Source organism: Lysobacter sp. yr284, from assembly GCF_900107375.1.
Lineage (GTDB): Bacteria > Pseudomonadota > Gammaproteobacteria > Xanthomonadales > Xanthomonadaceae > Lysobacter.
On record NZ_FNPT01000023.1, the window covers coordinates 41,437 to 56,367 of the forward strand.

Here is a 14,931-nt window from a genome sequence, read left to right on the forward strand (position 1 = left end):
ATCCGGTTCGCGAACGTTGCGCAAAAGGCACTCACCGATACGGGTTATAGCTATACGCCCCGCTCACCGCCTCCGGAATCCGGAAGTAGTTCATCGTCAGCCCCACCGGGTCCGTCGCCAGCGCCCCGCGTCCCGGGCCGTCGTTGCTGTCGTCCCATCCCCACGGCGCGTTCGCCGCGTTGACGCTGCAGCCGATCGCGCCGCTGCCGCAGCCGCCGCTCTTGTCGCCGGCGAAGCTGCCGTAGCCTGCGAACAGCGACGGGTTGTTGCGCTGGTCCCACATGCCGCCGGTTTCGAAGATGTCGATGAGTTTGTATTTGACGTCGCGGTCGTCCGGGTTGGACGGGACTTCGGCCACGGTCAGCGACGGGTAGTAGACGACGCCGTCGCCCTTGATGTCGTACGCCGGCCAGGCCTTGAGGCCGTGGCCCTTGGCTTCCTGCGCGGTCACCGGGTGCGGGGCGCCGAGGTAGGTCAGGAACGACAGGCTGCCGTCGACGTTCTCGGCGTTGCCGGTCCAGTCGCTGCCGGCGGGCACGTAGGAGAAGAAGTCGGTGTGGGCGACGGTGACGGCGGCCTTGAGCGTGCCGTAGGCGCTGCCGTCGCGGGCGATGGCGAACATCACGCCTTCGGCGTCGTTCTCGTGTTCGGTGTCGAAGAACGAGTCGGTCCAGTCGCGCGGGTGGAAGAACAGGTAGGTGATGTACCAGTGGGTCGCGGTCTCGACCACCGAGTAGTAGGCGTGCGCGGCCAGCGGATAGGCGGCCTGGCCGGCGCGGTCCCAGTTGTTGCGCGCGTCGAGGTCGCCGTCGAAATCGTAGCGGGCGAGGTAGTCGGCGGCGCCGCCGAGGGCGTGGCTGCCGGTCTGGTCGACGTCCTGGTAGTGCACCGGCGCCCAGCGCAGGGCCAACGCGGCGCGGTCGGCGGCGTTGGCCGCGGACAGCGCGGCGGCATCGGCGCCGAAGGCGGCGAGCAGGCCGAGGCCGGCGACGGCCGCGCGCACGGCACGGCGCAACGGGGAGGAAGCGGGTCGGAGCATGGCGGCGATCCTGGCGTCTGGGCGAACGCCGGAGCTTGCCTGGGGCGCGATGGCAGCGTTGTTGCAATGGCGGCCGCGACGGCGGTCGCGTGCGCGATCCGCTCGGGACGTCTCGGTATAAACGGGCGGCGGTCACCGCGCGCGGGTTACGCGTGCTGCGATGCAGGAGACACGAAGACAACGGCTGGCGGTGCACGCACTCCGCACGGGCGACGAAGAGATACGCCCCGTTGCCACGCACGGCGCGTACAAAGAAAAACGACGGCACCGCTCGCCGCGATGCCGTCGTTATCGCGCTGTATCCGTTGCGAATCAGCGCGACGCGACGCCGCCGCGAAGCATCACCCCCGCGCGCCGCCCTGCGCCGCGATCTGCCGCAGCGCCGCTTCGAACTGCTCCACCGGCTGGCCGCCCTGGATCAGGTGGCGGTCGTTGATGATCACCGACGGCACCGCGCTGATCCCGGCTTCCTGGTAGAACCGCTCCTGCTGGCGCACGTCCTGCGCGTACTCGTCCGAATCCAGCACGGAGCGGGCGCGCTGCGCATCCAGGCCGGTCTCGCCGGCGACCGCCGCCAGCACCTCGCGCGAGGACACGTCGCGGCCGTCGGTGAAGTAGGCCTTCAGCAACGCATGCTTGAGCGCGCGCTCGGCGTCCGCGCCCTGGGTGCCGGCCCAGTGCAGCAGGCGGTGGGCGTCGAAGGTGTTGTAGATGCGGTCGCGATCGCCGAACGCGAAGCCGAGCGCCGCGCCGCGCTGGCGCAGCGCTTCGCGGTTGCTCGCCAGTTGCTCGGCGCCCAGGCCGTACTTGTGCGCCAGGTGCTCGTCGATGCTCTCGCCCTCCGGGGCCATCTGCGGGTTGAGCTCGAACGGCTGGAAGCGCAGCTCGACCTCGACCTCGCCGTCGAGCCGGGCGATGGCCTGCTCCAGCGCGTTCAGGCCGACCGCGCACCACGGGCAGACCACGTCGGAAACGAAATCGATCTTGACCTTCGGGATCGAGGGGGACGAACTCATGGCCTGGCTCCGCGCTGCGCGCAATTCGGGAATCCCCAGACCATGCGGCCGCGGCCCGCCGCCATCAAGCGCGCAGCGCGGCCATCGGCGGATCGGTGCGTTCCACCGCGCCGCCGGCCGGCGGCGACGGACGGCCGCGCGCGGCCCGCCGCACACTGATGACCCGGTCACAGAAATCTGCGCAAAATAGCCGCGGCACCGGCCGGGGCGCCCGCACGGGCGGGCCGGGACGCCGATCGCGGCGCGCACCGCGCCGACGCTCAACGTCGCAACGTTCTGATGGGGACCACATGGACTCGATGTATCCGGCCGGACCTGCGTCCGTGCCCGCGCAACTGACTGCGCCCAGCGCCGCCTACCGCCGCCACGCCTGGCTGGCCATGCTCGGCCTGCTCGGCTTCGTCGCCATCTACTTCGCCCTGCTGGTCTGGTTCGGCTGGACCGCCTGGCGGCTGTTCGCCGCGCTGGTCCAGGGCGACGGCGGCAACCTGATCGGCAACGGCCTCACCGGCGCCTGCGCCGCGTTCCTGTGCCTGTTCATGGCCAAGGCGCTGGTGTTCAAGCGCCGCGGCGCCGGCGGCGAGGACATGGAGCTCAAGCCGGCCGACCAGCCCGAGCTGTTCGCGTTCCTGCACCGGCTCGCCGACGAGGCCGGCGCGCCGCGCCCGCACCGGGTGTTCGTGTCGCCGCGGGTCAACGCCGGGGTGTTCTACGACCTGTCCCTGCTCAACTTGATCGTGCCGTCGAAGAAGAACCTGGAAATCGGCCTGGCCCTGGTCAACGTGCTCAACCTGGGCGAGCTCAAGGCGGTGCTGGCGCACGAGTTCGGCCATTTCGCCCAACGCACCATGGCGGTCGGCCGCTGGGTCTACGTGGCCCAGCAGATCGCCGCGCACATCATCGCCAAGCGCGATGCCTTCGACGATTTCCTGCGCGGGCTGTCGCGCTTCGACCTGCGCGTGGCCTGGGTCGGCTGGCTGCTGTCGCTGGTGGTGTGGTCGATCCGCTCGCTGGTGGAGATGGTGTTCCGGCTGGTGGTGCTGGCGCAGCGCGCGCTGTCGCGCGAGATGGAATACCAGGCCGACCTGGTCGCCTGCTCGCTGACCGGCAGCGACGCGCTGGTCCACGCCCTGCACCGCCTCGGCGCCGCCGACGACGCCTGGACCCGCACCCTGGACTTCGCCAACCGCGAATACGCCGCCCAGCGCCCGGTCGCCGACCTGTTCGCGGTGCAGACGCGCACGATCGAACTCCTGCGCCGGGTGTTCGCCGACGCCGAATACGGCGAGCCGCCGCAGTTGCCGGGCGCCGGCCGCGAGCAGCACCGCGTGTTCAAGAGCGAGCTGGCGCAGCCGCCGCAGATGTGGTCCACCCATCCGGCCAACAGCGACCGCGAGCGCAACATCAAGCGCAGCTACGTCGCCTGCCCGATCGACCCGCGCCCGGCGATGGGCCTGCTGCGCGACGCGCAGGCGCTGAAGGAGCGGATGTCGCGCGAGATGATCGACACCGCCGAACCGCTGCCGGCGGTGCCGGTCGCCGACAGCCTGCAGCGGCTGGACCGCGAGTTCGACGACCTGACCCTGGACCGCCGCTTCCGCGGCACCTACCTGGGCCGTTCGATCGTGCGCGACTACGACCGCCCCGACGAGCTGTACGACGCGATCGCCGGCGACGCCGCGCTCGCCGCCAAGCTCGACGGCCTGTACCCGCACGAGCACGGCCAGGCGCTGGAGCGCCTGCGCGAACTCGAGGCCGAGCGCGCCACCCTGGAAGCGCTGCAGGCCGGCCATCTGCGCGCGCCCGGCGGGGTGGTGCGCTGGCGCGGCGAGGAACTGCCGGCCAAGCAACTGCCCAAGGTGCTGGCCGAACTCGACGCCGAACTGGCGCCGCTGCGCACGCAGGTGCGCGAGCACGATCGCCGCTGCCGCAGCCTGCACCTGGCCGCCGCGCGCGCGCTCGGCGGGCCGTGGGAGGCGCTGCTGCGCGGGCAACTGGCGGTGCTGCACTACGCCGACCACAGCCACGCCGACCTGCAGGACGCCAACAGCCTGCTGGTCAACACCTACGAGGTGGTGACCGCCGACCGCCGGGTGTCCTCCGACGAACTCAACCGCCTGGTGGCCTCGGCCAACCAGTTGCACCGCACCCTGGACACGCTCTACGCGCACGCCGCGCAGGTGCGCCTGGACCGCCGCATCGGCGAACGCCTGGGCGCGAGCGACTGGGCCACGGCGCTGGGCGAATTCAAGCTGCCGGCGGCCGACCGCGACAACATCCAGCAATGGCTCGGCGCGATCGACACCTGGGTGCGCGGCACCGTGGGCCCGCTGGCCGCGTTGCGCAGCGCGGCGCTGGAGTCGTTGCTGGCGACCGAGGACGAGGTCGCGCACAGCCTGCGCACCGGCGCGCGCGACGGCACCCCGGCGCCGGCCGCGATCGCCGCCGCGCCCGCGGCGGCCACCGCCGCCGCCGACGACGACGCGACCGCATCGCGCCCGGCCGCGCCGGCGACGATCGCCGCGGTCGCGCGCGACGCCGCCGAGCAAGCGGTGTTCGACGCCGCGCTCGCCGAGCGGGTCGCCGCCGACAGCGCCGCGGACTCTGCGCACCCCGCGCCGCCGGCCGACGACGCGGCCGCCGCGGCGCCGCGCGACTACACCCGCCTCAAGCCCGGCAACGGCCGCAAGCACCAGACCAAGCTCGGCTGGTGGGACCGCTTCCAGACCGCCGACGGCCTGGTGCCGTCGCTGTCGCGCGTGGCCGCGGCCGGCGGCATCGTCGGCGCGGTGCTGTTCGTCGGCGCCTCGGTCGGCATGGCCAAGCTGACCGTGATCAACGGCCTGGCCCAGGCCATGCGCGTGGAGATCGACGGCAAGACCCTCGAACTGGCGCCGCTGCAGCACGCCACCATCGAACTGGAAGACGGCGGCCGCCACCACGTGGTCGCGCGCACCGCCGACGGCGCGACCATCGAGGAATTCGACAGCGACGGCCCCAGCCACGCCTCGCACTTCGTCTACAACATCGCCTCGGCCACGCCGCTGGTGGAGTGGACCGCGGTCTACGGCTCCGCCGGCGAGCGGCCCGAGAACAAGCTCGGCACGCCGCGCTGGACCGCCTCCACCGCCGACTACGTGTTCGAGACGCCGCCGGAGCGGATCAGCGGCAAGGGCAACGGCGGCACCCGCCGGGTGCTGCAGGGCTTCGCCGATCTGTCGCCGTCGGACCAACTGGAACTGGCCCGCGACGACGACGAGAAGCGCGCGCTGATCGCCGCCCACGCGCACTGGGACGCCAGCGATTCGCGCTACCTGGGCGAGTGGCTGGCGCGTGCCGCGCAATCGCCGGACTTCGCCCGGCTGATCGGCGAACGCCTGCGCCGTGCGCCGACCGAGGTGATGGCGCTGCGCGCCGAGCAGGAAGCGGCCAAGGGCCAGCCGGGCTACGCCGAGGTCTGCGCGCGCCATCGCGCGCTGTCCGAACGCACGCCCGCGTCGGCGGACCTGCGCTACATCGCGGTGCGCTGCGCGCCCGACGACGACGCCCGCGACCGCGCCTTCGCCGACGGCCATGCGCGCTGGCCCGAGCATGCCTGGTTCTCGATGGCCGCCGGCTTCGACGCCAACGAACGCGCGCAGTGGCGGCAGGCGCTGCCGTTGCTGCGGCAGGCGGCGAAGCTGCCGCAGATGGCGGAATGGATGGGCCTGGAGGCCGCGCGCGCGCAACGCGCGATCGAAGGCGAGTCGGCGCGGTTGCCGGCCGACGACTCCAACCAGCTCAAGACGCTGCTGGCGATCGAGCAGGGCTCGATCCCGCGGCAATCGCCGACCTGGGCCTACGTCGCGCTGAAGTCCGGCGACCTGGCCGCGGCGCTGGACGCGTCCAAGGCCTCGCCGGAGCAGCGCGCGCACATGCTGCGCATGGCCGCCGCCTCCGACGGCGCGCCGGCGCAGATGGTGGCGCAGGCGCTGCAGCAACCGGGCGCCGCCGAGCCGGAGCTGGCCAGCGCCTGGGCGCTGGCGGCGCTGGCCGAACGCGAGCACGATGCCGGCGCCTCGCAGCGGCGCGCGGAGGCGATGCGCGCCGATCCCGAGGACTCGGCCAAGATCGCCGCGTTCTTCGACGCGGTGCGCCGCGGCGGCGCCGGCGCCACGGCCGAGGCCGAGCGCGCGCTGGGCAAGATCAATCCGCGCTCGCGCGGCATCGCCTACAGCACCGCGGTGGTGATGCTCGGCCGCGAGTGTCCGCAGGCCTGGCGCGAAGCCGCCAAGCGCCTGCTGTTCTCGGCCGAGCGGCCGTACTTCGGCTGAACCGCGCGGGGCGCGGCCGTCGCGGCCGCGCCCCGCGCTCCCCGACGCGGCGTGCGAGCGCGCGCGTCGCCGCCGCACGCCGCGCACGACGACCCGGCTACCCATGGCGGCCACCGGCCGCGAACGACAGCGCAACGCCCGTGGCCCGCGCCGCCAGCGCAGGGCTGGCGACTTTGCCGCAACTGACCGTTGCCGCACCGGTGCTGGCGCGCATCGCGCCCAGTGGCCACACTGTCAGCCGAGTTTTTCCCGCATCGCCCCGCATTCCCCCGAGCGCGCGCCCAGCGGCGCGCCGAACCAACGACGCTTCCCGCGCCCTGCGCAGCCTCGCGGCCGCGCCGTCGGCCGTATCCGCACGTCCATCCGCCGACCTCGATCCCGCCATGAGCGCTACCGCCGTCTCCGCTTCCGCCGTCCGCCCGCTCTGGCAGGGACGCGCCTGGGTCCTGGCCGGCATCGTGTTGTCGGCGTTCACCCTGCGCACCGCAGTGACCTCGCTGACCCCGCTGCTGGACGCGCTCGGTCGCGAATTCGGCTTCGGCGCGACCATGACCGGCGTGTTCGGCATGGCCCCCACCGCCGCGTTCGCGCTGTTCGGCGTGGCCACCCCCGCGCTGGCCCATCGCATCGGCCTGGAGCGCGCGGCGCTGCTGGCGATGGCGGTGGCGGCGCTGGGCCTGCTCGCGCGCGGCTTCGTCGGCGACACCTGGCAACTGCTCGCCGCCAACGCGGTGGCGCTGGCCGGCATGGGCATCGGCAACGTGGTGCTGCCGCCGCTGGTGAAGCGCTACTTCGGCGACCGCGTCGGCGCCGTCAGCACCGCCTACATCACCGTGCTGCAACTCGGCACGATCCTGCCCGCCTTGGCCGCGGTGCCGCTGGCGCAGGCGGCCGGCTGGCGGATCTCGCTGGCCTCGTGGTCGCTGGTCGCCGTAGCCGCGGCGCTGCCGTGGATCAGCGTGCTGTGGATGGAAGCGCGCGGCCGTTCGGCGCAGGCGCGCGCGCTCGCCCAGGCCCACGACCGCGCGGTCGCCGGCGGCGACGCGGCGCCGGAACTGCCGGCCGCCGCCGCGCGCGGCAAGGTCTGGCGCTCGCCGGTGGCCTGGGGCATGACGTTGATGTTCGGCATGACCTCGCTGGTGACCTATTCGATGTTCACCTGGCTGCCCAAGCTGCTGGTCGAAGCCGGCGGCAGCCCCGCGCTGGGCGGGGCGATGGTGGCGCTGTTCTCGACCCTGGGCATGATCAGCGCGCTGACCATGCCGGCGCTGGCGGTGCGCATCGCCAATCCGTTCCCGATCGTGCTGGCCTGCGTGCTGTGCTACCTCGGCGGCTTCGCCGGCCTGTTGCTGGCGCCGATGCACGGCACCTTCCTGTGGGTCGCCCTGATCGGCCTGGGCCCGAGCACCTTTCCGCTGGCGCTGACCCTGATCAACCTGCGCACGCGCACGCCGGCCGGCTCGGCCGCGCTGTCGGGCTTCATGCAGGGCCTGGGCTACACGCTCAGCTGCCTGGGCCCGCTGATGTTCGGCTGGCTGCACGAGATCAGCCACGGCTGGGTGTGGCCGTTCGCGATGCTCGGCGGCTGCCTGCTGGTGCTGATCGTCGGCGGGCGCCTGGCCTGCCGGCCGCGTTACCTCGAAGACAGCTGGTAAGCCCGATGCCGCGCGCGTTGGCGCGCGGCGCCTGCGCAGCATCGTCCTGAGCGGCATCGCGTTCGCGCGAACGCGTCTTCGTCGCGATCCAACACACATCGCATTGCGCGCGCCACCGCAGGCGTGCGCAGCGTCGCGCGCGGCGCGACCGCATCGTTCCACCCTCGCATGCGCGTTCACCAGCGTGAACCGACAAGCGTGCGCGCGATCAAACGCCGGATATGGAAACGCGGGCACAGATCGCCGTGTCATCTCGCGACGGTTTCCGGCAGGCGATCACGTAACGCGCCTGCCCGCTCAAGACAATGAACGCACGGGATCCATGCTTGCCATGCCAACACGCGTCCGCCTGCGGCCGCGTCCGAAGGAGATCGTCCGATGCATTCGCACACCCTCGCCGCAGCCCTCGGCGGCGTCTTGTTGCTGGGTTCGCTGAACGCCGCCGCCACGCCCGATGCGGCCGCGCTGCGCCTGGAACTGGATCGCGCCAACGCCACCGTCGCCGCGCAGGTCGCGCGCGCGGCCTATCCCGAATACTTCCGCCGCGCCTACGCGCGCTACCCCAACCTGCCCGCCGGCGCGCTGGAGGCCATCGCCTACAGCGAGACCAACTGGGTGCACGCGCGCCCGCAGGCGCAGGACCCCAAGGACCTGCACATGCCGCGCTCCTACGGCGTCATGGGCCTGTACCACGGCGGCGGTTTCGCCGACCAGGTCGGCGAAGGCGCGCGCCTCACCGGCCGCACCGCGCAACAGGTGATCGACGATCCGGAAAGCAACATCCTCGCCGCCGCCGCCCTGCTCGACCGCGCGCTCGGCGCGAACCAAGCCGACAAGCGCAGCCGCGCGCTGGCCCAGCCCGAAGACATGGCCGCCGCGCTCGCGCGCTACGCCGGCTACGGCGCCAGCAACGGCGGCATCGCCGACTACGCACGGCAGAGCTTCGCCTACGGCGTGCTGCAGACGCTGCAACACGGCGTGGATGCGCAAGGGGTGAAGATCGCGCCGCAACCGCTGCGGCTGGAGCGCGCCTTCGACCCGGCGCAGCTGCGCAAGCTGCGCGCGCCGGCGCTGCTGCTCGACGCCGCCGACGACAGCGTGCGACTGAACCCCGCGTTGAGCCAGGACATCGCGCGCGCGGCGATGCCGGCCACCGACGTCGGCGCCAAGGCGGTCGACTTCGGCGAGGCGATCTGGAACCCGGCCAGCGCCAGCAACTACAGCACCGCCTCCAACCAGGCCAGCGCGGTGATCATGCACACCATGGAGGGCTCGTACGCGGGCTCGATCTCGTGGTTCCAGAACCCCAGCGCGCAGGTCTCCGCGCATTACCTGATCCGCAAGTCGGACGGCCAGATCACCCAGATGGTGCGCGAGTACCACCAGGCCTGGCACGCCAAGAACCATAACTACTACACCGTCGGCATCGAGCACGACGGCCGCGCCGCCGATGCCGGCAACTGGTCGGCGGCGATGGTCAACGCGTCCGCGCGGCTGACCAAGAGCATCTGCGCGCGCCGCGGCGTCAACTGCGCCAGCGCCTGGAAAGGGCCGGGCTACGACACCTTCCACCTGGTTCCCGACAGCGTGCGGGTCAAGGGCCACGGCATGCTCTCGGGCAACGAGAACCGCTACGACCCGGGCAAGTACTTCCCGTGGGCGAACTACTACAACCTGATCAACGGCGGCGGCGGCAACCCGAACCCGCCGGGCAAGTATTGGGTCGACACCTTCGCCAACGCCACCGGCTACAAGTGGCCGTCGACGCTGACCCCGGTCGGCACGCTCAACCAGGGCACCAACTACGTCTACTGCAAGGCCTGGGGCGAGGAAGTGCGCAACGGCGCGTCCTACAACCACTACTGGCTCAAGACCGACCTCGACGTCGGCCCGGCCGGCGCCTGGGTCTCGGCCTACTACCTCAGCCGCTGGGGCAACGACGAGGCCCGCGACAACGCCGGCGCCGTCATTCCCGACTGCTGACCGCGGCAACGCCCCTCTCCCGGCGACGGGAGAGGGGTTGGGGTGAGGGCCCCACCCCAAGACGCTTCCATCTCCCCACACGAGCCCTCCCGATGAAACGCAAGATGATGCTGTGCGAACGCGTCATGTACGTGGATCGCGACTCCACCTTCACCATCGTCCAGGCCGCGCGCGTGCGCGGCGCGATCGAACCGCAGCGGCTGCGCGCCGCGCTCGACCGGGTCCAGCGCAAGCACCCGATGCTGCGCTGCTCGATCGAGGACGGCGACCCGCCGACCATCGTGCGCGAGGACGATCCCGCGCCGATCCCGCTGCGCATCGCCGAGCGCATCGACGCCGAGGAATGGCAGCGCCAGTCGCACATCGAGCGCGAGACCCGCTTCGACAGCGCGCGCGCGCCGCTGATCCGGCTGACCTGGGTGCGCGGCAGCGACGCCCAGGGCGAGGTCGGCGAGCTGCTGCTGGCCTGCCACCACGTGATCTGCGACGGCATGTCGATGCTGACCCTGCTGCGCGAGATCCTGGCGCTGTGCGCCGATCCGCAACTGGACATCGGCACCCACACCGGCTTCAACGCGCTCGCCGACATCCTGCCGCCGCAGGTGCTGAACGACCGCCGCGTGCGCCGCAGCGCCGCGTGGAAGGCGCTGGCGTTCCGCCTGTTCTTCTCGCTGCGGCGCAGGCGACCGCCGGTACCGCAGGGCGAGTTCTTCGTGCTGCACTGGAAGCTCCCGCGCGAGGACACCGCCGCGCTGGCCGCGCGCGCCAAGGCCGAGGGCGTGACCGTGTTCGCGGCGATGTCGGTGGCGTTCTCGCTGGCCTTCCGCACGGTCAAGGGCGCGGCTGCGACCGGCAAGATCTTCGCGCCAGTGGACGTGCGCAAGTTCCTGCCGCTGATCCTGCCCGACCAGCTGTTCGCGGCCTCGCCCGGCGCGATCGTCCCGCTCGACAAGGAACTGCCGCCCGAGCGCGTGGACGATGCCGCGTTCTGGGAGCAGGCGCGCGCGTTCAAGGGCCGGCTCAACCAGAAGGTCGAGCGCATGAGCCGCAACGTGCACGAATACTTCATCGGCCTGGAGATGATGCATTCGATCTTCGCCCAGTTCGTCGCCGAGCGCCGCTCGGACCTGGACAAGTTCGACACCACCATCTCCAACATCGGCCGCATCGACATCCCGCAGGACTACCCAGGCTTCCGCGTCGAGACCGTCTACAGCCCGACCGCGCGCCTGCCGTGGCGCAGCACCACCGCGGTGCTGAGTTCGGGGTACGCGGGCGAGTTGGACTTCGTGTTCACCTGCGACACCGCATCGCTGTCGCGCGAACAGGTCGAGCGCGTGCGCGCGATCGCCATGGGCCTGCTGCGCGAGCGCTCGCATGCGCCGGCCGCGGACGCCCCGCCGTTGCAGGAAGCGGCATGAACGACGCCGGTTTCCCGCGCGTGGACGACGAACCCGCCGACCGCGCCGACGGCCCGTCCGGTGCGACCGCGCCGGCCGACCCCGACGCGTACGGCGCGGTGGTGGTGCTGTGGCAACCCCAGCCCGAGCACGTCGACCACCTCGAACGCGTGCGCGCCGCCTGCCGCCATCTGATCGCGGTCGACAACTCGCCGCAGGCCGACGCGGCGCTGCACGCGCGGCTGCGCGCGCGCGGCATCGAGGTCCTGCACAACGGCAACCGCGGCGGCATCTCCGGCGCCTACAACCGCGGTGCCGCCGCGCTGTACGCGGCCGGGCGCGAGGTGGTGTTCCTGCTCGACCAGGACTCGCAGCTGGGCGCGGACTTCTTCGACGGCATGATGCGCGCCTGCGCGCGCGCGCGCATAGACGGCGAGGCCTTCATCGTCGGGCCCAAAGTGTTCGAGGTGAACCTGGGCCGCTACCTGCCGGTGTTCGCGCCGCAGCCGCGCATGCCCAAGCCCGAGCGCATCGACGACCGCCGCGACGGCTTGGTGCCGACGCTGTTCGTGATCTCCTCCGGCTCGGCGATGTCGGCAGCGGCGTTCGCGCGCATCGGCGAATTCCGCGAGGACTACTTCATCGAGTACGTCGACATCGAATACGGCCTGCGCGCGACCCGCAACGGCGTGCCGGTGCTGGTCAACGCCGCGGTGGAGATGCGCCAGCAGGTCGGCCAGTACGTCAAACGCGGAATCTTCTCGACCAGCAACCACGTCGCCTGGCGCCGCTATTACGCCTCGCGCAACGCAGTGCACGCGCTGCGCTCCAACGCCTCGCGCTGGTCGATCCACTGGCTGATCGAACTGCTGACCCTGCACCAGGTCGCCTGCGTGCTGGTGTGCGAGGAGCACAAGCTGCGCAAGGTGGTGGCGATCGCGGTGGGTTACGTCGATGGATTGTTCGGCAAGCTCGGCACGTTCGAGCAGCGGCATCCACGGGTGGCGGCGTTCTGCAAGCATTGAGGGTTCGCCGCGTCCGAAAGGAGAGCGTCGGGCCTGAAGGCCCTCCCACAAAAGCGGGCCCTCGCGCTGGCGCGGGTTCTGCCCCGTCGGCGCAGGCCGGCGAGCACTTGTGGGAGGGCCTTCAGGCCCGACGCTGTCGTCTCAGCCCAGGCGAATCTCAGAACGCCTCGTTGGCCGGCTGCACGTCGATCCCCAGCCCTCTCGCCACCGCCTTCATGTTCTCGTCGTCGCGCCGCAGCGCGATCCAGCCCGCGTACGCGTCGCCGCCGGTGTCGTAGTTCCACAGCGTATAGCCGTGCTCGCGCAGGCGGTCGTAGGCGATGGACATCAGTTCGGGCACGTCCACGCCGTCGAGGAAGTCCTCGTCGGACGGGTCTTCCACGCCCCAGTCGATGCGCAGGCTCCAGCGCGCGGCGAGCTGGTCGATCACATCGACGAAGCTCGGCGTGTCCTTCCAGTCGACGTAGAACCCGGACACCCAGTCGATCGCCTCGCGCACGGTGTCGACCGGCTCGTCCTCGTCGCCGCCTTCCTCGCGCGCTTCGCGGTAGCGGGCGAACTGCTGCAGCGCGGTGTCCTCGTCGCCGGGGTTGATCAGCAGCAACAGCTGCCAGACCAGGGCCTCGTCGTCGAGCTCCTCGCCGTCGTCGCTGGCGAAGTCGTGGCCGTCGTCTTCGTAGTCGGACTCGTTGTCGGGCAGCATCGCAGGCGCTCGCAGGATCGGGCGCACCATGGTCGCGCCGGCGGCGGACAAAGGAAAGTACGCGGCCGGCCGGCTGCGCGATGGCGGCGGGCCCGGCGGACGCGCAAAAGAAAAGCCCGGCTTGCGCCGGGCTTTTCGAACTGCTTAGAGCAGTGCCTTGGCAGGCGGGCCGCTTACAGCGGCTGCACCTGATCGGCCTGCAGGCCCTTCTGGCCCTGGGTCACGATGAAGGACACCTTCTGACCTTCCTGCAGGCTCTTGAAGCCGTTGCCGAGGATGGCGCGGAAGTGCACGAACACATCGTCGCCGCTCTCGCGGGAGATGAAGCCGAAGCCCTTGGCATCGTTGAACCACTTGACAGTGCCGGTCTCGCGATCAGCCATGTTTGCTAACTCCTTGAAACATAATGTTGAAGTACCGCTTTCGCGGCGTTGGAGCTGGTCGCAAGGAGGAAGCGTGGGACGATGGAGTGGATCTATGGATCGACGATCTACGGCATCGGGTCACGACCTACGGTGACCCTTGACTAACTCAGCACGCACACCGTAGTGGCCTGCGCAACGAAAATCAATCGGTCCGAAGCAGGTTTTCGTCGGTCGCGCCTGGCTGAATTCGCCTTCGCGACCCCGACCATCCGGCTAGCCGGTTGATTTTGATGGATTTTTCTGCGTATACGGTTCGAAAGCCCCGTTCAGCCAAAAAGTCGCGGGCGTGTGCCTTTCTTTGCCGGCGGTCACGCCGCGGCTGCGAATCCGATCGATCCGCGCCCGCCGGGCGGTTCAGCCGCCCTCGCCGTTCTCGGCGTCGGCGCGGGCCTGGGCGCGCTTCCAGATCGCGTACTCGGCGCGGCTGAGGCGGAAGTCCTGCAGCGCCAGCGCGGCCGCGCCGCGGTCGCCGGGCGCGCTGGCCGGGTCGGCGGCGATCGCCAGCAACGCGTCCTTGAGCCGCTCGCTGCGCGCGTGCGAGCCGGCCACGGCGTTGATCGCCTTGCTGCGCACCGCCGCGGCCGGATCGAGCAGGGCGCGGTGCAGCGCGTCTTCGGCCTGGCCGGGTTCGGCCCATTGCGCCAGTTGGAACACCGCCTCGGCGCGCACTTCCGGATCGGGATCGCGCGCCAGCAGCGCCAGTTGCGCGGCCACCGGCGCGGCGTCCTCGTCGGCGACCGCGGCCGGGGTCAGCAGCCGGATCAGTTCGACCTCGCGCTGGGCATCGCCGCCGGCGCGCAGTTTCGCCAGCAACGCCTCGCGCACCTCGGCGCGCTCCAGCGAGTAGCTGCCGAGCAGGTCGAGCCCGGCGCGCTCGTCCTGGGCGCGGGTGCTGGCGGCCAGCGACAGCGCGTAGCGCAGTACGTCCTCGCCGCCCACCGCCTGCAGCAGCGCCAGCAGTTCGCCGCGCGCGTCGGGCTGGGGATCGTTGCGCAGGCGCTGCAGCAGGTCCTGCAGGAACGCCGGATCGGAGGCCGCGCGCTTGCGCAGCGCTTCGAAGCTGGCCGGGGCGCCGTTGCCGAGGGCGAGGTAGCGCGGGTACGGCGAGCCGGCTTCGGCGCGGCCGTGGTCGCCGGAGTCGTCGCGTGCTGCGGCGGCGGGCGCGGCGTCCGCGCGCACGGCGAGCGGCGCGGGGCCGGCGCGATCGCGGTGGTGCACGTAGGCGCCGCCGGCGAGCGCGCCGATCGCGGCGGAGACCAGGGCGATCGGCAGGGCCTGCTTGAGGTTCATGCGAAGTGGCGGCGCGGGCGCATGGGGGCAGGATAGCGGCTGGCGGCGGAAGCGTCGGGTTTCGCGGGATCCCGCAGGCGCC

The 14,931-nt window shown here is 71.7% G+C and carries 10 protein-coding genes; 5 read left to right on the forward strand and 5 right to left on the reverse strand.

Annotation, left to right across the window (positions count from 1 at the left end):
- Window positions 1-31: 31 nt before the first annotated feature.
- On the reverse strand, window positions 32-1,039 hold the full coding sequence (locus BLV01_RS21965; RefSeq protein ID WP_091805171.1) for a hypothetical protein: 1,008 nt from the start codon (window positions 1,037-1,039) through the stop codon (window positions 32-34).
- 341 nt (window positions 1,040-1,380) lie between these two features.
- Window positions 1,381-2,055, reverse strand: coding sequence for a DsbA family oxidoreductase (locus BLV01_RS21970; RefSeq protein ID WP_091805175.1), 675 nt, complete (start codon window positions 2,053-2,055; stop codon window positions 1,381-1,383).
- 380 nt (window positions 2,056-2,435) lie between these two features.
- Between BLV01_RS21970 and BLV01_RS21975 the strand changes: the two genes are divergently transcribed.
- The 5 genes from BLV01_RS21975 (at window position 2,436) to BLV01_RS21995 (ending at window position 12,431) form a co-directional block, all read left to right on the forward strand.
- Entirely contained in the window at window positions 2,436-6,368 is a 3,933-nt protein-coding gene (locus BLV01_RS21975) for a M48 family metallopeptidase (RefSeq protein WP_091805218.1), read from the forward strand.
- Window positions 6,369-6,751: 383 nt separating this feature from the next.
- Window positions 6,752-8,023, forward strand: coding sequence for an MFS transporter (locus BLV01_RS21980; RefSeq protein WP_091805178.1), 1,272 nt, complete (start codon window positions 6,752-6,754; stop codon window positions 8,021-8,023).
- A 378-nt stretch (window positions 8,024-8,401) separates the two neighbouring features.
- Window positions 8,402-10,006, forward strand: coding sequence for an N-acetylmuramoyl-L-alanine amidase (locus BLV01_RS21985; protein ID WP_091805181.1), 1,605 nt, complete (start codon window positions 8,402-8,404; stop codon window positions 10,004-10,006).
- A gap of 92 nt (window positions 10,007-10,098) precedes the next feature.
- A complete protein-coding gene (locus BLV01_RS21990; RefSeq protein WP_091805184.1) occupies window positions 10,099-11,427 on the forward strand; it encodes a condensation domain-containing protein in 1,329 nt (442 codons plus the stop codon).
- On the forward strand, window positions 11,424-12,431 hold the full coding sequence (locus BLV01_RS21995; RefSeq protein ID WP_091805187.1) for a glycosyltransferase: 1,008 nt from the start codon (window positions 11,424-11,426) through the stop codon (window positions 12,429-12,431). The genes BLV01_RS21990 and BLV01_RS21995 overlap by 4 nt, the downstream gene beginning before the upstream one ends.
- A gap of 157 nt (window positions 12,432-12,588) precedes the next feature.
- On the opposite strand, the gene BLV01_RS22000 is transcribed toward BLV01_RS21995, so the two are convergent.
- The 3 genes from BLV01_RS22000 to BLV01_RS22010 form a co-directional block, all read right to left on the reverse strand.
- Complete coding sequence (locus BLV01_RS22000; protein WP_091805221.1) at window positions 12,589-13,131, reverse strand: DUF6630 family protein; 543 nt, start codon at window positions 13,129-13,131, stop codon at window positions 12,589-12,591.
- Between the two features lie 176 nt (window positions 13,132-13,307).
- Window positions 13,308-13,517, reverse strand: coding sequence for a cold-shock protein (locus tag BLV01_RS22005; protein ID WP_057949247.1), 210 nt, complete (start codon window positions 13,515-13,517; stop codon window positions 13,308-13,310).
- 396 nt (window positions 13,518-13,913) lie between these two features.
- Window positions 13,914-14,849 carry a HEAT repeat domain-containing protein gene (locus BLV01_RS22010; RefSeq protein WP_091805190.1) on the reverse strand — a complete coding sequence of 312 codons (936 nt, stop codon included), beginning with the start codon at window positions 14,847-14,849 and terminating at the stop codon, window positions 13,914-13,916.
- Window positions 14,850-14,931 lie beyond the last annotated feature (82 nt).